The sequence below is a fragment of the Synechocystis sp. PCC 7339 genome, assembly GCF_019924095.1.
GTDB lineage: Bacteria > Cyanobacteriota > Cyanobacteriia > Cyanobacteriales > Microcystaceae > Synechocystis.
This window is the reverse complement of record NZ_CP063659.1, coordinates 40,282-60,438: the sequence shown is the minus strand read 5'-3', so window position 1 is coordinate 60,438 and position 20,157 is coordinate 40,282. Positions and strand designations below refer to the sequence as shown.

Annotated in this window: 18 protein-coding genes; 11 read left to right on the top strand and 7 right to left on the bottom strand. The window is 48.0% G+C overall.

Annotated elements, in window-relative coordinates:
• Positions 1–17: 17 nt before the first annotated feature.
• From IQE94_RS00305 to IQE94_RS00290, 4 genes are all read left to right on the top strand, one after another.
• Positions 18–974 (top strand): hypothetical protein, encoded by a 957-nt coding sequence (locus IQE94_RS00305; protein ID WP_223342466.1) that lies wholly within the window; start codon positions 18–20, stop codon positions 972–974.
• A gap of 100 nt (positions 975–1,074) precedes the next feature.
• Entirely contained in the window at positions 1,075–1,629 is a 555-nt protein-coding gene (locus IQE94_RS00300; protein WP_212721487.1) for a glutathione S-transferase family protein, read from the top strand.
• Positions 1,630–1,872: 243 nt separating this feature from the next.
• The gene (locus IQE94_RS00295) at positions 1,873–5,502 is read left to right on the top strand and encodes a HEAT repeat domain-containing protein (RefSeq protein ID WP_223342465.1); all 3,630 of its coding nucleotides are present in this window, start codon (positions 1,873–1,875) and stop codon (positions 5,500–5,502) included.
• Positions 5,503–5,528: 26 nt separating this feature from the next.
• Positions 5,529–6,299: a peptidase gene (locus IQE94_RS00290; protein WP_212721469.1), complete on the top strand. Its 771-nt coding sequence runs from the start codon at positions 5,529–5,531 to the stop codon at positions 6,297–6,299.
• Between the two features lies 1 nt (position 6,300).
• On the opposite strand, the gene IQE94_RS00285 is transcribed toward IQE94_RS00290, so the two are convergent.
• Positions 6,301–7,005 carry a carbonic anhydrase gene (locus tag IQE94_RS00285; RefSeq protein WP_223342464.1) on the bottom strand — a complete coding sequence of 235 codons (705 nt, stop codon included), beginning with the start codon at positions 7,003–7,005 and terminating at the stop codon, positions 6,301–6,303.
• A gap of 178 nt (positions 7,006–7,183) precedes the next feature.
• Between IQE94_RS00285 and purU the strand changes: the two genes are divergently transcribed.
• The 4 genes from purU (at position 7,184) to IQE94_RS00265 (ending at position 11,103) form a co-directional block, all read left to right on the top strand.
• Entirely contained in the window at positions 7,184–8,038 is an 855-nt protein-coding gene (gene purU / locus IQE94_RS00280; protein ID WP_223342463.1) for a formyltetrahydrofolate deformylase, read from the top strand.
• Between the two features lie 93 nt (positions 8,039–8,131).
• Positions 8,132–9,133 carry a glycosyltransferase gene (locus IQE94_RS00275; protein WP_223342462.1) on the top strand — a complete coding sequence of 334 codons (1,002 nt, stop codon included), beginning with the start codon at positions 8,132–8,134 and terminating at the stop codon, positions 9,131–9,133.
• A gap of 21 nt (positions 9,134–9,154) precedes the next feature.
• Positions 9,155–10,366, top strand: coding sequence for a pentapeptide repeat-containing protein (locus IQE94_RS00270; RefSeq protein ID WP_212721458.1), 1,212 nt, complete (start codon positions 9,155–9,157; stop codon positions 10,364–10,366).
• A gap of 47 nt (positions 10,367–10,413) precedes the next feature.
• The gene (locus tag IQE94_RS00265) at positions 10,414–11,103 is read left to right on the top strand and encodes a helix-turn-helix domain-containing protein (RefSeq protein WP_212721456.1); all 690 of its coding nucleotides are present in this window, start codon (positions 10,414–10,416) and stop codon (positions 11,101–11,103) included.
• Here IQE94_RS00265 and IQE94_RS00260 read toward each other — a convergent pair.
• From IQE94_RS00260 to IQE94_RS00245, 4 genes are all read right to left on the bottom strand, one after another.
• The gene (locus tag IQE94_RS00260) at positions 11,085–12,065 is read right to left on the bottom strand and encodes a ribonuclease Z (RefSeq protein WP_212721453.1); all 981 of its coding nucleotides are present in this window, start codon (positions 12,063–12,065) and stop codon (positions 11,085–11,087) included. The genes IQE94_RS00265 and IQE94_RS00260 overlap by 19 nt on opposite strands.
• Positions 12,066–12,139: 74 nt before the next feature.
• On the bottom strand, positions 12,140–12,355 hold the full coding sequence (gene thiS, locus IQE94_RS00255) for a sulfur carrier protein ThiS (protein ID WP_212721429.1): 216 nt from the start codon (positions 12,353–12,355) through the stop codon (positions 12,140–12,142).
• Between the two features lie 31 nt (positions 12,356–12,386).
• Positions 12,387–13,583, bottom strand: a complete 1,197-nt coding sequence (locus tag IQE94_RS00250; protein ID WP_212721427.1) for a saccharopine dehydrogenase family protein — start codon at positions 13,581–13,583, stop codon at positions 12,387–12,389.
• A 48-nt stretch (positions 13,584–13,631) separates the two neighbouring features.
• Positions 13,632–14,435, bottom strand: a complete 804-nt coding sequence (locus tag IQE94_RS00245) for an alpha/beta fold hydrolase (protein ID WP_223342461.1) — start codon at positions 14,433–14,435, stop codon at positions 13,632–13,634.
• Positions 14,436–14,489: 54 nt separating this feature from the next.
• Between IQE94_RS00245 and sixA the strand changes: the two genes are divergently transcribed.
• The 3 genes from sixA to IQE94_RS00230 all read left to right on the top strand — a co-directional run bounded on the left by sixA (position 14,490) and on the right by IQE94_RS00230 (position 17,653).
• Positions 14,490–14,984 (top strand): phosphohistidine phosphatase SixA, encoded by a 495-nt coding sequence (gene sixA, locus IQE94_RS00240; RefSeq protein WP_212721413.1) that lies wholly within the window; start codon positions 14,490–14,492, stop codon positions 14,982–14,984.
• Positions 14,985–15,167: 183 nt separating this feature from the next.
• Positions 15,168–16,361: a citrate synthase gene (locus IQE94_RS00235; RefSeq protein WP_212721410.1), complete on the top strand. Its 1,194-nt coding sequence runs from the start codon at positions 15,168–15,170 to the stop codon at positions 16,359–16,361.
• Between the two features lie 122 nt (positions 16,362–16,483).
• On the top strand, positions 16,484–17,653 hold the full coding sequence (locus IQE94_RS00230) for a pyridoxal phosphate-dependent aminotransferase (RefSeq protein ID WP_212721407.1): 1,170 nt from the start codon (positions 16,484–16,486) through the stop codon (positions 17,651–17,653).
• Between the two features lie 53 nt (positions 17,654–17,706).
• Here IQE94_RS00230 and IQE94_RS00225 read toward each other — a convergent pair whose 3' ends face one another.
• On the bottom strand, positions 17,707–19,182 hold the full coding sequence (locus tag IQE94_RS00225; protein ID WP_223342460.1) for a S8 family serine peptidase: 1,476 nt from the start codon (positions 19,180–19,182) through the stop codon (positions 17,707–17,709).
• A gap of 203 nt (positions 19,183–19,385) precedes the next feature.
• Complete coding sequence (locus IQE94_RS00220) at positions 19,386–19,991, bottom strand: Uma2 family endonuclease (protein WP_255611333.1); 606 nt, start codon at positions 19,989–19,991, stop codon at positions 19,386–19,388.
• Between the last annotated feature and the right edge of the window lie 166 nt (positions 19,992–20,157).

The following is a 20,157-nucleotide window of genomic DNA, read 5'->3' as shown; positions in this document are numbered from 1 at the left end:
TATTTGCAAACATCTCCATGGCTGATCGATTTTCTCCATCAGATCCCTCCCTCGCATCCCAACTAGAAGCTACCCTGGGGCAACTTGAACAAGTAATCCAAAAGTTACAGGCTAATCCCCAACAGAGCGTCCAGCTTCCCCGGGCTGCCGTTGACCGCCTCCAAGCTACGGCCAGTCGATTGGCAGTGTTAGTCAGTAATACCCCTAGTTCTGCCCCCCCTCCTCTGCAATCAGGGCCCCTCCCTGGCGATCGCCAAACGGAGCAATGGGATGACTTTTTTGCCGATGCCATCGCCGACCAGACCACTACATCTCCCGCCCCGAACCCGTCTGTTAAACCGGCTAAGAAAGCAAAATTTAGTATTTTAGCCACCCTGGCCACTGCGTTGTTAGGAATCTTGGTGGGGGTTGTGCTCTGGATCGGGGTTCCCGCCATTAATGTGCCCCCCCTTTGGGACCAGTTGGTGGCCCAATGGGCCAAGGTGACTGCCCTACTACCGGAGTCAGAGCAACCTCCAGTGACAGCCCCGATCGCCGATTCTGCACCAGCAAGCCCTGGGGTAACGCCCGGAGAAGGAACGGATTCAGCTAAAGACACTGGTTTGCCTTCTGTGTTGGAAGCCCCCTCTCCTCCGGCTCCCGTGGCCATTTCTCCCCTGCCCCTGGCCCCCCTAACCCCGGAGCAGAGTTTATTGGCGGTGATCCAGCGGGAATTGGTGGATTTAGAGGGACTTTATCCGCCCCAGTTGATGGAACGCATTGAACCAAACTTTTTGGCCAGCCGTTTGACTTTGACAGTGGGGGATTCATGGCAAGAATTGTCCCCCAAACAGCAACAAACCCTCCTTGATGCCCTATGGCAGAGGGCCCAAAAGCTTTCCTTCCAACGGCTATGGATTTACGATCTAAGGGGAGATCTCATTGCCCGATCGCCGGTGGTGGGACGGGATATGGTGGTTTTTAATCTTCCGTAGGGCGATCAACTTTTTTGCAAAACTCTGCTGGGTATCGGTTTCCCAAGCCATTACAACATCTAGGTCTAGGATTAAACAGCATCAACTCGGAGAAAAAACCATGATCAAACTATACGGTGCCCCCCAAAGTCGAGCCTCCATTATCCAGTGGTACTTGGAAGAATTATCCCTGCCCTACGAATTCGTTAACGTTAACCTCAAGGAAGGGGAACATCGCCAAGCTCCCTACCTAGCCATTAATCCCTTTGGTAAGGTGCCGGCGATCGCCGATGGAGACTTTTACCTTTGGGAATCCGGCGCAATTTTGCTTTATTTAGCCGAAAAAGCCAGTACCATCCCCGCCGATATCCAAACCAGAGCGGTGGTTAACCAATGGCTCCTGTTCGCCAATTCCACCCTGGCCAATGGTCTATTTATTGAAGCGGTGCGGGAAAAGGAAATGCCCCGACTGTTGCAGTCTTTGGAGGAAATTTTAGGGCGATCGCCATTTATCCTCGGAGAAAAATTTTCGGTGGTGGATGTGGCGGTGGGGTCAATTTTGGCCTATGTGCCCATCATGCTCAAACTTAACTTTGATGGCTATCCTGCGGTGGCGGCCTACGTCCAGGGCTTGGTGCAACGGCCAGCCTTTCAAGCTTCCATTGGTGCCCGCTGACCCCTGGCCAGCCCAACGAAAAGAACTCCAACCCGATGGTCGCAATCATGGCCTGCCTCTGCAGTTAAAACGAACTATATGGTTGGCGGAAATCCAAATTCGCCGGCAATTTTCCCCAGTCAACGGTTGGGAGGGAGGTAGATTTGGTACAGTGAATGCCAAAGGGAATTTATCTTACTTTTAATTTAATCCCTGGCGATCGCCCCTAATCTTTGCTTCCTCCCCACCTTGTTGGCAACTACCATGGTCCACTCCTCCAGCCTTTCAGGGACAGCGAACAATCACCACAGTCAAGGAAATAACCAGGAAATTTACCAGATCATCCCCGACTGGCCTGCGGTGTGTCAACAATTGCTCTACCGGGCCCTCCCCTGCACTTCAGTGCAAACCCAGCCGGAATTCGTTGTGAAAAAACCCGGTCGCATTCCCCGTTCCCTTAAGGTCATTGCCAGCGAAGCGACCAGTGGACAAAACATCCAGATTAGCTATGGGCCCCTGGAATTTTTGGACAGTTTATTAACTCCGATCGCCGAAGGAGGAGAAAAAAGCCGTTACTTAGCCATTGTGGGGGAAGCGGGATCTGGAAAAACAATTTTCTTACAACATTTTGCCCAGGGTCTATGGCAACGCCACCAAGAGGGCCGAGCCCATTGCTTACCCATCTGGCTTAACCCCTCCCGCTTTAAACACCGGAGCATCAAAGATTATTTGTTTGGCCCTTGGTTACAGGAAGCCATGACCCTCAATGGGGAAATTTCCCCGACGACCTGGCGAGATAGTTTACAGCAGGGGCTCCAGGCGGGGCAGTTTTGGTTGGTGCTAGACGGAGTTGATTACACCTTTACCGACCCAGAGCAAATGTCTGCGGCCCAAGGAAGCCTAACTTGGCTCAAGGATAGCTTGGCCGAAGTGCCCACGACGCCAGTGCTATTGAGTTGTCGTCCAGATACTAGGCGCAATGATCCCCGGGGACTGGCCGGTTTTACCCGTTATCAGTTGGAGCCGTTACTCTATCCCAGGGATGTGGAAATTGCCATTGAAGATTATTTCACTGCCGATCGCCCGGCTCAATCGGAAAACCAAGGCCAACCCAATGCCCTAGCCACCAATCTCAAGGAAGCGTTGGCCAATCCTTTGCTGAGTCATTTACGGCCCTATTTGCTCCGGCCCCGGCACTTAATGCTGTGCTGTCGTTTTTGGCGGGATCAACCGAGGGATTTTCCGGTTAGCAGTGGAGCTTTGTTCCGCAAATTAACTCAGGCTTTTTACCTGTGGCAGAGCGAGTGGGCTTCCAGCAAACCAGGCCAGCAAGAGGAGTTGGCCCAACTGTTGGGGCAATTGGCTAAGCAAATGCTAGGAGAAAATCAAGCTGACCATCGCCCCCTATCCCTGGCGGAAGTAGAAAAAATTTTTGGCAAGGATTCCCCCCTGTTGCGTTCGGCGTTGCAATTGGGCTGGCTGATGCCCAAGACCGCTGTGCGTAAAGGCGTTTGGGAAAGAGGTTATGGCTTTGCCGATGATACTTTTCGGGATTATTTTGCCGCCTTGGCAATCTCCGATTGGCACTTTTTCCTCGATATTTATCGGCATCAGTATCGTATTTTCGCCCCGGAGTGGCAGGGTGTATTGACCTTTTGGTGGGGACGGGAAGATATCAGCCTAGCCAATAAACAGGCTTTTCTCCAGGCAATGTTAGAGTTTGATGACCGTTGTAGCCCGGAAAATTTCTACGGACTCAGGGCTTTGGAGAGTGCGGCCCTGGCCCTGCGGGAATGCCCCGACCTGGCCCAGTCCGATGAGATTGTGGCCAGATTATTAGCCCAAGGTTTAACCCCAGTGGGAGGTAATAGCAACCAACAAAAATGGGCTACGGAGCTTTTGGCTGAAACTCACCGTCCGCCGGTGGTCCAAGCCCTACTCAAAATTCTGCAAACCACCGAAGATGACCGAGTATATGGCCAATGTTGTCAATGGCTAGGGCAGTGGGGCCAGGGATTTCCCCAGGCGATCGGGGTTTTAGAGCAACAGTTAGCCCTCCACGGACAGTCTAGTTTGCGCTTTGCCATTGCCTCGGCACTGATTTTAATTGATCCTGCCAGTTCCCCTGGGGTCGCTACTTTCTTGGCAGCCTTGCGCCCAGATCAAAAAGATTACAGCTTAGCTCTCCAGACCTTAGCCCATTGCGGCGGGGGCAACTTGTTAGTGATTAAAGCTCTGTTGGATTTACTTTCCCCGAAATTATCGGTGCTGCACCATCGTCAGGTATTGCAATGTTTGGAGGTGGTGGGCAAAAACCAGAGCCTAGTCATTGCCCGTGTGCTACAAAAACTTAGACTTTATCCCCCCGGAGCATTTCTTTGTCAGATGGCCGAAAGTCTCGAAAGAATAGACCCTGGAAACCCTACGGCCCTAGTGGTTTTACAACGGCATATCCAAGCAGATCAACCCCTACCTTTACGAAAACAGGCTATCTATAGTTTGGGGGAAGTGGGGGTGCCATCGCCCCCGGTGGTGGCCAGCCTAGCAGATCTACTAATGGCGGAGGAGGATGTTTTTGTCCGTTGGTTGATTGTCAGTAGCTTTGCCAAAATTGGCCAGGAAGATTCTACGGCGATCGCCACCCTAACCACCCTAGTGGAAAGGGCCGTGGCCCAACCCCGCAGTGAAGAAGGGGACTGGTTGCTCAATGAAACCATCCAAGCTCTGCTGAAGGTCGATCCCCACAACGTCAGTATTTTGCCATCCCTGGTGTATCTGTTGGAAAACACGGCAACCAGCGAGCATCTACAAATTTGGGCCGAAATTTTGGGGCGCCTTGACCCGGGCCATCCCATCGCCATTAATACCCTTCTCCGTCTATTGCGTAACAAGGAGGATGCCTACGGTCAACGACAAGCGGCCGCCAGTTTAGCCACCATTGATCCCGGCAATCTTTCTGCCCTCATGGCCCTGATTAATCTCCTGCAAAATAGCGATAACGAAAGCATCCGTCTAGCTGCCGCTCAAGATTTAGCTCTAGTGGGAAAAAATAATCCCGCCGTGTTGGCTGCCCTGATCCGCGTTGTTGGCACCAATACCGAGGGGGAAATTCTCCGGGGGGTGGTGAAAACCCTGGCTCAAATTGGCTCCAACAATCGAGAGGTGGCCCAAGCTCTGGTGGGGTTACTGCTAGAAAATTCTGAAGATCGAGTCCGTCAGGATGCGACCCAGGCCTTGATTAAGGTTGTGCCCCGTAAGTTGCTATCCACGGTGGTCGATCAGTTACGGGAGCTATGTGCCAAGTCCCAGGGGGAAAACTCGGGGGACCATTGGCAAATTTTTTGGTACTGTGCCCAACAAATGACCTATGCTGATTTTTACCAAGCATGGCATCAAACTCCCCTGTCGGTTTCCGGCACCAGTATTCCTGGGAAAAATTCTAAACAAAGATCTTTTTTCCGTTACTCCTTGGCACAAACTTTGCAGGGGGAAAATGCTCCCCTGAATGGTTGTCAGGTAATTTGGATTGATACTAGTCAATTTTTGAGTTTGGATAATCCCAGTGTAGATATCTACGATCAAATGCTTGACCAAAATTGTCCCGAATTTGATGGAGCTATCCCAGATAACTTGTCCAAGCTACGGTTCTACTGGCATCAACTACAACGCAAGCAAGCCCATCCCCTGCTGTTGTTATTTGAACAGTTCAGCCCCTCTCCCCTAGACCTAGAACAACTCTGGCAGCAGTTGGCCACCTTCCATGGCCCGATCGCCATTTTGGGTATTGCACCGGCTCCAAAAACTGCGGTGTTGCCCTATTTCCAGTTGCGGGAATCCCAAACTACGGCGGGGGAAATTGTCGCTTGGTTGCAAAATTGTCTTACTTTCAATTGAAATCTTGAAATCATTACACTTTGGCTATGACCTATTGTTTGGGTTTAATTAATCGTTTTGGTATGGTCATGGGGGCAGATTCCCGCACCAATGCTGGAGTGGATTACACTTCCGCTTACAAGAAATTATTTGATTATTCCGTCCCCGGCGATCGGATTTTAATTCTTTGCACCTCCGGCAACTTAGCCATTACCCAGGCGGTACTCCATCAGATTGACCGGGACATTCAGCGGGACGACGGTGAACATCTCCATAACATTGCCACTATGCACGAGGTTGCCACCTACATCGGTAGTAAGGTGCGGGAAATGCAGGAAAAAGACCGACCCTGGCTGGAAAAAGATGGCATTGATTTTCAGTGTAATTTTCTCTTGGGTGGACAAATTAAGGGAGAACCCCACCAGGAATTGTACTTAATTTACCCCCAAGGCAATTTCATCCAAGCCACCAGGGAAACTCCCTTCCTACAAATTGGCGAAACTAAGTACGGCAAACCATTGCTGGACCGCACCATCACCTATGACACTCCCCTGGAAGCCATGGCCAAATGTGCCTTGCTTTCCATTGACTCCACTATGAAGTCGAATATTTCCGTTGGGCCCCCCATCAATCTGACCATGGTGGAGGCCAATCATTTCTCTGTGCGCCACACTCTGCAACTGCGCCTGGGGGATCCCTACCTCGCTAAAATGCGTAGTCTGTGGGAATCCTATGTGCGCCAAGCCTTTGAGTCCATGCCCAATGTGGAATGGGAAGCCAACCAAATCGATTTCGGTGAGGATGTTTTGATTGATTGAACTACAACAGGGTCACAGTGCCAGAATCAAGGTTGTAGTAAGCTCCCACTAACACTAGTTTTTCTTCAGCTATTAGCTGGCCCAGCACCGGAGATTGCTCAAGTACGGCCATTTGATGTTTAACATTGGCTTTAGTGGCCATGACGACGCTGGCGGAATTACTGCTGTCATCGATAACGGAGCCGATGTCAATTTTTTCGATCACACTGGCAATTTGTCCCGGTAATTCTCCCCCATCTATGGCCGCTTTAACGGCACCACAGCCTTGGTGTCCCAACACCATCAACACCTTTGCCCCCAAAACCAAGGTGCCAAATTCCAAACTTCCCACTTCCTGAGGAGTGGCGATGTTGCCGGCAATGCGACAGATGAACAAATCCCCTAAACCCTGATCAAAGATAATCTCCGGCGGTACTCGGGAATCGGCACAACTGAGGATAGCAGCAAAGGGACTTTGACCTTGGGCCACTTCTGCAAGACGATAGAGGTCTTGGTTGGCCTTAACCCTTTTTTGTGCGGCAAAACGTCCATTGCCTTCCATCAATTGCGTTAACAGTTGCTGGGGCGTTTGGTTAGCAGACTGGGCCTGGGCGGCCGGGTTACCAGCCATTTGATTGCCCAGTATGGCGGCCATCAAGCTAGTGCCGAGAAAAGCTCCGCCGTATTGGATTAACTGACGGCGATCAATAGTAGGGATTTTAGCCATGGGGTAATTTAGCGGAGTATCCGGAAGAACAACTAAGAAAAACTGAGGTATTTTGAGCTAGGGCAAATTTTTCAATTTTCCCCATCATAGTCAGAAAAATTCCCTGGTGGCACTAAGTGGGAAAATGGCAGGGTGGACTATTGTTTCACCTTCCTCGGGTTGTATTCCGTTGTCTTTAATGCAAAATCTCACCGCAACACTGCTTGTTTCCTGTCCTGACCAACCGGGTATTGTGGCCCAAATTGCCCAATTTATTTATCAAAACCAGGGCAATATCATCCACGCCGACCAGCATACGGACTTCTCCAGTGGGCTTTTTTTGAATCGGGTAGAGTGGCAGTTGGACAATTTTCGGCTATCCCGTCCGGAGTTGTTGTTCGCTTGGGCTCGATTAGCTGAGCAACTCCAGGCCACTTGGCAAATTCATTTTTCTGACCAGTTGCCCCGTTTAGCCCTCTGGGTTTCCAAGCAAGATCATTGTCTGCTCGATATTCTCTGGCGCTGGCGATCGGGAGAGTTGCGTTGTGAAATTCCCCTCATTATTAGCAATCATCCAAATCTAAAACCTATTGCCGACCAATTTGACATTGATTTCCATTGTTTGTCCATTACCAAAGAAAATAAGCTCGCCCAGGAAACAGCGGAATTAGCTTTATTAAAACAGTATCAAATTGATCTGGTGGTGTTAGCAAAATATCTACAGATTTTAACCACCGACTTTGTTGGTCAATTTCCTAACATTATTAATATTCACCACTCTTTTTTACCTGCCTTCCCTGGAGCAAATCCCTACCATCGAGCCCATGAGCGGGGAGTAAAAATCATTGGGGCCACCGCCCATTATGCCACTGCCCAATTAGATGAAGGCCCAATTATCGAGCAGGATGTGGTAAGGGTTAGTCATAGAGATAATGTGGAGGATTTAATCCGTAAGGGTCGAGATTTAGAACGGGTGGTACTGGCTAGGGCTGTACGTTTACATTTGCAACACCGAATTCTTGTTTACGATAATCGCACCGTAGTGTTTGCTTAAATTAAACCTCTTTTCCGGTGGCAATTGCCATTAAATCAACTAACACTACTCCATTACCTTATACAAATTTTTATATTTTTAGTTTAAATTTAAATGCGTAAACTTTATTTTTTATTACCAGGATTAGGGGGCAAGTTTGCCTGTGGTGGTCTGTGGGCGGAATTAAAAACCATCAAGCTGGCACAAGAAATTTACCCGGCCACCATTGTTACCTATAAACAGCGGGAACCAAACACGCTTTTTTTAGATGATATCTTAGCTCAAGGAGATCTAGGTCAAGTCATTTTTGTGATTAGTTGGGGCTTTGATATTCCTAAATTAGCGAAAAGATTGCAGGGCTATCGGGTAATTTACCACGCCCACAGCACCGGCTATGGTTTTAATTTGCCCACAGCCTTACCCATTGTTTGTATTAGTCGTAATACCATGGGTTATTGGGGACAACGATCCCCCCATTCCTTGTTATATTACTTGCCCAACCATATTTCTGAAGACTTTAGTGATTTAGGCTTGGTTCGGGACATTGATGTATTAGTGCAAGCCCGCAAATCATCCCACTATTTATTAAAGCAATTAATTCCTGCTTTACAGAGTCAATGCAATGTAAAAGTAATCGATAGTTACGTCGAAGATTTAACAGGAATGTTTAACCGGGCCAAAGTGTATCTTTACGATTCGGCAGAATATTGGGCTCAACAGGGAGTAAGTGAAGGTTTTGGCCTACAACCAATGGAAGCTATGGCCTGTGGCTGTCATGTTTTTTCCAGCGTCAATGGGGGACTGGCCGATTATCTAGATCCTGGATTTAATTGTGAAAAAATTGCTGGCTATGCCCTAGATTATGATTGCCAAAGAATTTTAGCTGTGATTAACGGTTCCAGACAATGGCGTAGGGTAGATCCTAGTTTGTTAGCGGAGTACCGTCGGGAAAATATTTTGGAAAAGTTAAGAATAATTTTGTTGGATATTAACGATTTTTTTGATTATCACCCTAGTTTTAGTCAGACTATAGAGCCCTTAACTCGTAGGAAAATTATGACTTTAAAATTCCAGACTTTGATCAAAAAAATCATTAAAAAGCTTGGTAAATCGTAAAAACAACTAATTTTTAAAATCATGAAACTAACGATTAGCACAAATGAATTTTATCGAATCATTGAATCCAATATTGTTGACACCAAAAACAATGAAGAATTGAGTTTACTAATTAATGCAGATTTGAGTAAGATTCAATATAAAGAGCATGGACATATTTATAACTTGGATTTATCAAAATCATGTTTTGACAATGTAGATTTATACAATGTAGAAATTCACAAATGCAACTTGTCTGGAGCATCCCTAAGAAAGGTTAATCTAAGCCGCTCAAAGATTAACCATGTAAACTTTACTGATGCAGACTTATCTGGAGCAAATTTAGCATATGTGAGGTTTAGTCAATGTATTTTTAACAATACAAATTTTGAAAATGCCAATATGGAAGCAGTTGATTTTGATGGTATTGGATTTCAGTCGAGAGATAAGTTTATCAAAATAGAAAATGCTAAATTTGATGGTGCTATTCTCAGGAAAGCTAATTTAAGAGGCTATAATCCCGCACATCCAAAATCTTGTCTAGATTTTACAACATCATCTTTGAAGAATGTAGATTTAGCCGGAGCACTTTACGATTTACACACAATTTTCCCCACCAGTATCAATCCAAAAAAACACGGAATACTGTTAATTACCTCAGGAATTTCATTAGAGAATGTAGATCTAAGTTTCACTAATCTTTATAGAGCCAATCTTAGTGGGGCTAATCTAAGAAAAGTAAATTTAACTGGGGCAATGATACATTCAGCGAATATGAGTGGAGCTAATCTGCGTGAAGCAACTATTTGTTATGAAAAAGGTAGGTTTGATAAAGATTTATATGCGGGTGTTAATTTTAGTCAAGCTAATTTACAGAAGGCCACAATTATAGGTGTCAAACCAGATAATACTCTAATGTATATGGATGGTGCTGATTTCAGAGAAGCTAAGTTAATTGATTGTGGTTTTACTTACATGGAGCTTAACGGCGCCGTGTTTATGAATTTGATGTTGAATGGTCTTGATTTTAATAATAGTAAACTTAGGGGCGCAGATTTTTGTAATGCAAATTTGAGAGGATGCAATTTTTTATATGCAGATTTAAGAGGGGCTAATTTTGATGGTGCTGATCTCAGTGGTGCAAATTTAAAACTTAGTCAACTAACCAACACCGACCTATCTAAAGCAAATTTAAATGGCGTTAATTTACAAGGCGCTCAATTAGATGGAGTAAGGATGCCATCTTCTGAATAGAAAGCAACTTATCTCAAAAATATTTTTATTTCTTAGAGTAATTCCCCATGAGTAATATTCCTTACCGAGAAAATCTACAAAAACTGTGTCAGCAAGCGGGGTACCCTTCTCTTCCTAAACTGGCAGAAGCGGCAGAGACTTCGAGTTGGTATCTTTCCCGTTTAGAGTGGGGCTTGATAGCCCAAATTCCCTTGGGCATTATGGTCAAATTGGCGATCGCCTTGGGTATGACTCTGGAGGAACTGTGGCAACAGTTGGGGGGGACTATTCCCTTACCGGAAGCTCAAACAAATCAGCCTTCGGAATCGGAAGATGAACTTTTGTCTCCAAAGCAAACCATTGAAGCTTTAGAAACTGAATATGCCAGACTGCAAGAGCAATTAAACAGTCAATCCCAGCAATTAGAAAATCAATGGCAACAGCAAGCCCTGGAAATTCTTGAACCTTGGTTATTGCAATGGCCTACCGCTGCCGCCGCCGCCCAACAAAATCCCCAATGGCCCGCCCAAAAGCTTTTGCCCCTCACTAAACCCATCGCTACCCTATTGCAACAATGGCAAGTAGAGGCGATCGCCGTTGTGGGGGAAATGGTACCCTACGATCCCCACTGCCATGAATTTATCGGCCCAGGATCAGGACCAGAAGTCGGTACAATGGTAGTGGTGCGTTACGTGGGTTACCGCCGCAACGACGCTTTACTATATCGGGCCAAGGTTGGTTATGCAGGGGATGGCTGAGGGGTTGACATTGCGATGGCGGACTCGGCTTTTCGACGGGGAATTTCCACCGTTAAAAAGTCCCTGGCCAAACGAGTATTGGGAAAAATGGCTTGAGCTTCCGCTAGCAAATTTTCCAATTGCAAGGGGTTGCCGGGGGCATAGCGGGGACTAAAGTGGGTCATGATCAACTGCTTGACGTTGGCCAACAAAGCGACCTGCGCCGCCATGGTGGACGTGGAATGGAGCCGGTCAAAGGCCAATTGGGCATCTTGATGGGCAAAAGTAGCTTCATGCACCAACAAATCTGCGTCCTGGGCCAAGGCGATCGCCCCTTCACAGAAGACCGTATCAGTGCAGTAAACAAATTTCCGCCCTGGTTCCGCTGGTTCACAAAGCTCCTGACCTCGAATGCGGCGGCCATCCTCCAAGGTGACGGTTTTTCCCTGTTTTAATTGGCCGTAAATGGGACCAAAGGGAATGCCCAAAGCCTCCGCTTGCTCCACATTAAACCGCCCCGGTCGTTGTTTTTCCTCCACCCGGTAACCATAGGCCGGAATGCGATGTTTTAATAGGCCGCAGTGGACTTGAAATTCTTTATCTTCGTAAATTAGCCCATTTTTGCGGATAGTATGGACTTTAAGGCGTTTGCCCAGATGGGTACTAGAAAAACGGCAACAGGCTTCTAAATAATCGGCTAAGCCCTCCGGACCATAAATTTCGATACCTTGCCCAGAACCAGCTAAACCAGAACTGGCCAATAAGCCCATTAGCCCAAAAATATGGTCCCCGTGGAGATGGGTAATGAAAATGCGGGTCAACTGAGAAATTTTGACTTCACTACGCAAAAACTGGTGTTGGGTGCCCTCTCCGCAGTCAAATAACCACACTTCCGCCCTTTGGGGCAGACGGAGGGCAATGCTGGAAACATTACGGTTACGGGTGGGAACGCCAGAGCTGGTGCCAAGAAAAGTAATTTCCACAGAAAAAGTGCCTACAAAGAAAGTTTGGGGCTAAGAACCATTCTAGGCGTTGCCATACCCCTACCAACTAAAAGCTAGCCCCCTCCCACAATGGTAACTACCTCTAGACGATCGCCGTTTTGCAGTTGGGTTTCGGGCCAAAACTGGCGATGGAGAATTTCGCCGTTATATTCCACTGCAATTAAACGGAGGTTAAACCCTTGATTTTGCAGAAAATCCGGTAATGTGACTGGGCTAGAAGCGACTTGGCGATCGCCGTTGACGAGGAGGGTAATGGGCTCAGAAGTCATCGAAAGAAATCATTGAAAATTGCGTTAAAAATTAATCATCAAAAGGAAAAGGGCCGTTAATCACTTCATGCCAGGGTAAGCCGAGGGAACCGAGCTTTTCCAGGAAAGGATCGGGGTCCATTTCTTCCACATTGAACACCCCTGCCTGCTTCCATTTGCCCTGTACCATCATCAGTCCTCCCAGGGCGGCGGGCACCCCAGTGGTGTAGGAAATCGCTTGGGAGCCAACTTCGGCAAAGCAGGCGGCATGGTCACAGTTGTTATAGATGTAATAGGTTTTAGTTTGACCATCCTTCACCCCCTTGATATAGCAACCAATGGAGGTTTGCCCCGAATAATTTTCTGCCAGGGAAGCGGGTTCCGGTAACACAGCCTTGAGGAACTGCAACGGTACAATTTTTTGCCCCTGGTATTCCACTTCATCAATGCGGGTCATGCCCACCGCCTCCAGCACCCGCAAATGGGTAATGTAAGCTTCCGAAAAAGTCATCCAAAAGCGGGCCCGTTTCAGGGTGGGAATATTTTTCACCAGGGATTCCAATTCCTCGTGGTACAGCAGGTAAGAAGGGCGATCGCCAATGTGGGGATAGTTAATGTCCCGGTGCACAGAAAGGGGAGCAATTTCCTGCCAAACGCCATCTTCGTAATAACGACCCTTTTGGGTAATTTCCCGAATGTTAATCTCGGGGTTGAAGTTGGTGGCAAAGGCCTGGCCGTGGCTACCCGCATTACAATCCACAATATCCAGGTAATGGATTTCGTCAAAATGGTGCTTGAGGGCATAGGCGGTAAAAATTCCCGTTACCCCTGGGTCAAAACCACAGCCCAACAGGGCCATTAATCCCGCATCCTTAAATCGGTCTTGGTAAGCCCACTGCCAACTATATTCAAATTTGGCCACGTCGGGGGGCTCATAGTTAGCAGTGTCAAGGTAATCCACCCCCGCTGCCAAGCAAGCATCCATCAACACCAAATCTTGGTAAGGCAAGGCTACGTTAATTAGCAAATCAGCCCCAAATTCCCGCAGTAATTTAACCGTATCGGCAACTTGAAAAGCATCCAGTGCAGCGGTTTTCACCTTAGGGGAGCCAATGTGGGCGGCAATTTGGTCACATTTAGCCACCGTGCGACTGGCCAAAAGAATATCTGTAAAATCCTCCAGGGCCGTACATTTGTGGGCCACCACACTGCCCACGCCCCCGGCACCCACAATCATCACTTTAGCCATTGTTAAACCCTCCAGTGCCCCAAAAGTTGTCCGACAAAATCTTAGCAGTTAAACAAATCCATATTCAGCCAAATAACTGGTGATCGCCTTGATAATTTCCGTGGGGTTGGCCAGGTGGGGAAAATGGCCTGGGGTATCAATCCAATAAAGCTCACTGTTTTTCATGGTTCGGTAAAGATAGGCCCCCACTGTGGCCGGGACAAATATGTCTTCCTGTGGTTGCACAATTGAAGTGGGTAGTTCCACCTTGGCCACCTCCCGGCGGTAATCGGACATGATAATGAGGCTAAACACCACCAGACCAATGTCGGGTCGTAGTTGCAGAAGACAATGGGAAAATTCTTCCACCAATTCCGGCTTGTTGGGATCATTAACCGCCGCTGGCGCATAGGTGCGAATCCATTCAGCATAGTTATGGCTCATTTCATTGAGAATTGTGCCAATTTTTTCTTGGCTAAAACCGCCTTTGTAATCCCCATCATCCCGATAGCGGGGGGAACCACAGATGAAAACCATGCCCTTAAACAAATCCGGATCCCGCAAACTGGCCAAAGCACCGATCATGCAACTAGCTGAATGGGCAATTAGCACTCCCCGACGCACTCCGGCCAGGTGGGTTATCTCCATCAAATCATCGGCATAATCATTGAGGGAATTGTAGTTCTGAATATCAAAATTTTTGCTATTGGCAGGTTTACTACCGGGAAAGTCAAATAAAACAATGCGATAATTCTCTTCGAAGGCCGGATAAACCAATCGCCAAGCCGTCTGTTCACTGCCAAAACCATGGGCAAATACCAGAGTTTCCTCGGAATTAGCATTGCCTAAAACTTGGATGTTGTATTTTTCCATGCTTAAGTTTTCCGGCTCATTGTACTTAACCTTCCCATTCTATCGATCATTTTTATGGAACTTTATCTTATTCGTCACGGCATTGCCCAGGAACAGTCCCCCACTATCCTCGACGGCGATCGCCAGTTGACTAAAAAAGGTAAAGACAAGACCCAACGGGTGGCCCAGCGCCTCCAGGCGATCGGAGTGGAATTTGACCTCATTCTCACCAGTCCCTTAGTACGAGCCCAACAAACAGCGCAGATCCTGATGGACCAGGGCCTTGCCCCCCAACTGGAAAGCTTTTCTCCCCTCGCCCCCGGAGAAGACATTCCCCAAGGCGTAGCCCACTTAACCGCAGAATATCGCCACCGCAGTCACCGTTGCCTTGCCCTAGTGGGCCATCAGCCTGATCTAGCCAACTGGGCCGAATATCTCACTTTTGGTAGCCCCCAAGGCAAATTAATTGTTAAAAAAGCTGGCATTATTGGTTTAACGTTGCCCTCTTGGGACTGTCAACCGGGCGAGGGGCAACTGTTTTTGCTCACTCCTCCCCGTTGGCTAGTCTAGATCGAGCCCACAGTGGATCGAAGTTTGTCGGGCCAGTAAACAGCTCAATCCGGGAGCAGAGGGAAATGTCCAGAATTCCTTCAGATTCCTTAATATGGATATGGGGGCAGGCTGGCCCAGGCCGGCGAATTTTTTTCTCAATCCGAATCTAAGCAACAACAGTAGTGGCATTGTCCGTTATAGGTGAACTGTATGATGACTGATAGCGAAGTGTTTAAAGAAGGCCTAGCCGGAGTCCCCGCCGCTAAATCCAGGGTGAGCCATGTGGATGGCACCGACGGTATTTTGGAGTATCGGGGCATTCGCATCGAAGAATTAGCTAAATCCAGTAGTTTTATTGAAGTAGCCTATCTGCTCATCTGGGGTAAATTGCCCACCCAGGCAGAGATAGAAGAGTTTGAGTTCGAAATTCGCACCCATCGACGCATTAAGTACCACATCCGGGACATGATGAAATGCTTTCCCGAAACGGGGCACCCCATGGATGCTTTGCAAACTTCAGCGGCGGCCTTGGGATTGTTCTATGCCCGACGGGCCTTGGACGACCCCAAATACATCCGGGCGGCGGTAGTGCGTTTGTTGGCTAAAATTCCCACCATGGTGGCGGCTTTCCACATGATCCGGGAAGGCAATGATCCAATTCAGCCCAACGATAAATTGGACTATGCTTCCAACTTCCTTTATATGCTGACGGAGAAGGAGCCCGATCCCTTTGCAGCTAAGGTGTTTGACGTCTGTTTGACCCTCCATGCAGAGCACACTATGAATGCTTCCACTTTTTCCGCCCGGGTGACGGCTTCTACCCTGACGGATCCCTATGCTGTCATTGCTTCGGCGGTGGGTACCTTGGCGGGGCCACTCCACGGGGGAGCCAACGAGGAAGTGCTGAATATGCTTGAAGAAATCGGTTCAGTGGAAAATGTCCGGCCCTATGTGGAAAAATGCCTGGCCAACAAACAGCGCATCATGGGCTTTGGGCACCGGGTCTATAAAGTCAAGGACCCCCGGGCAATTATTTTGCAGGATTTGGCCGAGCAGTTATTCGCCAAAATGGGCCACGACGAATATTACGAAATAGCGGTGGAGTTAGAAAAAGTTGTGGAAGAATACGTCGGCCAAAAGGGCATTTACCCCAATGTGGACTTCTACTCCGGTTTGGTTTACCGCAAGCTAGACATTCCTTCTGACCTGTTTACGCCCCTATTTGCGATCGCCAGGGTGGCGGGATGGTTGGCCCATTGGAAGGAACAATTATCGGTCAATAAAATCTACCGTCCTACCCAAATTTACATCGGCGACCATAACTTATCTTATGTTCCCATGACAGAACGGGTGGTTTCCGTGGCCCGCAATGAAGACCCCAATGCGATTATTTAAACTGAGCTTAATTTTGTTTAACTAAATCGACTCAATTCCAGTTCCCTTGCTGGGGTTGAAATCCTTTGTCTGACTAGCCTTAGCCGTTTTTTGCTGTTGTTTACCCCAGGGATGTTTTGATTATGCAACTAACCCAGCGTGTTAGCCAAGTTGTGCCTTCCATCACCCTTGAAATCACGGCAAAGGCCAAGGCAATGCGGGCCGAGGGTATTGATGTGCTGAGCTTCACCGCTGGGGAACCGGATTTTGCCACCCCTCCCCACATTGTGGAGGCGGCCAAGTTGGCCCTGGATGAGGGAAAAACCCGCTATGGCCCCGCCGCCGGGGAACCGGCCCTCCGTCAGGCGATCGCCAAAAAGTTACGGGAAAAGAATAACTTGCTTTATGAAGCGGCCAATGTTTTAGTTACCAATGGGGGTAAACATTCCCTGTTTAACTTGATGCTGGCCATGATTGAACAGGGGGATGAGGTAATTATTCCCGCTCCCTATTGGCTCAGCTATCCAGAAATGGTGCGCCTAGCGGAGGGAACTCCAGTCATTGTCAACACCACAGCGGCAACGGATTATAAAATCACCCCGGAACAACTGCGCCAGGCCATCACCCCGAAAAGCAAGCTTTTTGTGCTTAATTCTCCCTCCAATCCCACCGGGGCAGTCTATACCCCTGGGGAAATTAGGGCTTTGGCAGAAGTAATTCTAGAGTACGATCATTTGTATGTAGTCTCTGATGAGATCTATGAGCGCATCCTCTACGACGGCACGGAGCACCTCAGCATTGGGGCGGTCAACGACGAAATTTTCCGGCGCACCATCATCAGCAATGGTTTTGCCAAAAGTTATTCCATGACCGGTTGGCGGGTGGGTTACTTGGCGGGGGAATTACCCTTGATCAACGCCTGTAGCACCATCCAGGGCCATAGTACCTCCAACGTTTGTACCTTTGCTCAGTACGGGGCGATCGCCGCTCTGGAAAATTCTCAAACCTGTGTGGAAACCATGGTCAAAGCCTTCACAGAAAGAAGGCAGGTGATGGTGGAGGGGATTAATCAAATTGCGGGGCTAAGTTGTCCTAACCCCAAAGGAGCATTTTATGTTTTTGTGGACATTGCCAAAACAGGGCTTAATTCCCTGGAGTTCAGTGCCCAGTTGTTGGAATCTCAGCAGGTGGCGGTGATCCCTGGAGTTGCCTTTGGAGCCGATGACTGCGTGCGTTTTTCCTATGCTACCGATATGGACACCATTAAACGGGGTTTGGCTAAATTGGGAGAATTTGTCAGCACCTTGGTGTGATTGCCCCCAAAATTTTGCCAGTTAAAGATATTTACCCATGGCCAAGAGTTCTTTCAATTAGTAACAGTCCACCAGCTCAGGGCATATTGTTCTGGTCGAGCCATGGCTCCACCGCCTTGGTGTTTAACTTGAATGGTGTAATTGCCAGTGGTAGCAATGGGACAAAGAAAATGCTCCACGTTATCGACTTTGCTTTGGGAAGCACAAACCACCGAGCCATTATTGTCTTGGGAAACCATTAATAAGTCTAGGTTGCTTAAGGGCAGGCCCTGAAAACTTTCCCCCAGGTCGTATTGTTGATTACCATTGATGTCCAACAATTGCACTGGTCTTTCCCACACGAGGGTGAGGCTGGCAAACTCTCCCCCTTTAAGGGGCTGGGATAGGGAGTAATTAATAGTTTGACCCGGTTGTATTTCTCCGTAGTCCCAGGCGATCGCCGGGAGATAATTTTCCCCAGGCCCATGGGCTCCAGACTGGAATTGTTCCAGGGCTCGACGGGCATTGAGTTGACCAGCCCCCATTTCCAGGTCTAACGGTAGGGTAGGATCTCGGTAGGCTTCCGTGCCTAGCCAATCACGATTTTTACTGCTGTAGAGGGTGTATTCTGTGCCCAAACCAGCATTGCGAATTTTTACCGCTGAGTTGAGTAATACTGCCTTCATCACCAGGGGTCTGCGGACATTTAAATTCCAGCGGCTACTATTGGGATTAGTTAATAACTGGCGATCGCCAAATTCCTGCAACAGGGCAATGGTTCCGGTTACCAGAGGGGCGGCAAAGCTACTACCACTGACCCATTCCACCTGGCCTTTGATGTCGTACAGATAAAAATCACTGCCAGGAGCTACCAAGCTCACTCCCCGGCGTCCCCCCTGATTGATTTCCCGTTCTACTATTCTTTTGCCCATGCCTTCCGGTTGCCGACTTAAATTCGTAAAGGCCATGCGGTCATAACGGCCTTGGCGATCGGGCGACTGGACAGTATAGGCGACGGTAATACCGTTGTAGTTATCCGTGGGAATAGCGATGCCCCCTGTACCCTGATTGCCCGCCACCACAAAGAGTAAATTTTGCTGTTGAGTCAGCCAGTCTAAACACAAAGTTAACAACGCATTGCCATCCAACTGCGGATTTCCCCTGGTGTCCCGCTCCAACGACTCCCCATAGCTCAAATTGACTGCCCGGAGATTGCCCCCATCTTGACGACCGACAAATTGCCCGGCCAAGCATTGCTGGGGTTGCAAATTTTCCGCCAGCGGCCCCATGGCAGTGGAATAAAGTCGGGCTTCCGGTGCCACCCCCGGATAGCGCTTATCATGACTAACCATAGCTTGGGCCACCATACCGGCATGGCTATCAAAAAAACGATTGCGGGAGGAAATTTGATTGAGATGAAACACTCCTGTTAAACGGTAGGGAGGCTGCCAACTGCCCAACTTATCCCAAAGATATTGGACTGGACGACCCATTTCCATCTGACCAATGGCAATTTTATTACCAGTTAAATCATGGGGATACTGATTCAAAGAATCGCTTTCGATGCCTTTTTTGGTGAGGTAACTAGGGCTAACTTCGTTGGCAATTGCAGAACTGGCTAGCAGTACTCCCGGGAATAGGATTGCCCAATGGAGCCCAAATATTTTCTTAATTGGCCGAGTTTGATTCAATCGATGACTGCAATTATGTTGAAGCAAAGTTTCCTGCCATTGGCTCACATTAATATTCTCAATTAGCGGGAAAATTCTAACCAAGAAAAGATTTTCTCCGTGGTTAGTTTTAGGTCTAAACCGGACAGCACAGGTAAAATTTCTTGGCCATTATTAATCTCCGGATCATCGCTAAGATAACACTGGGGCGCTTGCTGGGATAGAAGAACTAAAATGGATCGTTCTTCCGGATTAATCAGCCAACCCAACTCACTACCTTTATCTAAACAATAGAGAATATTTTTCATCACCTTGGCTAAACTTTGTTGGGGAGAAAGGATTTCAATTACCCAATCCGGTGCAAAACTAAAACTAATTGCTTGATTTTCCAGCTCTCCGGAATCATTAATCGGCAGATGCTCCCAACCTAAAACTACAATATCCGGCACTATTGATCTTTCAGTCAAGTTACACCGCAGTTGAGTGAAAGCCAAAACATTTTTGTTACTTTCTCCTGCTAAATCGATCATGCTAGCTAGTTTTAGTTGCAGTCGGCTATGGAAGGTCTTAGGCATTGGTTTTTGCGCAATAGTTCCGTTTACGTATTCCCAAGCTGGCGAGTCGTCTATATGGGGCAATGCCAAAAAGTCAGCTAAGGTCAGGGTTGGATTGGGACTAGAAGCAAGCATACTTACTATCTCCAAGGGGTTAGCAATGGTTAAGCTATTTAAGTCAAACTATTGGGCAAAGCACTGATTAAGGTACTGGCATAAAAACAAAAAAGGCAGGAGAAAAGTAATTGCCAAAATTTTCCCTGCCATATTCCCGATGATTTTATCACTGGTTTGCTTCCAG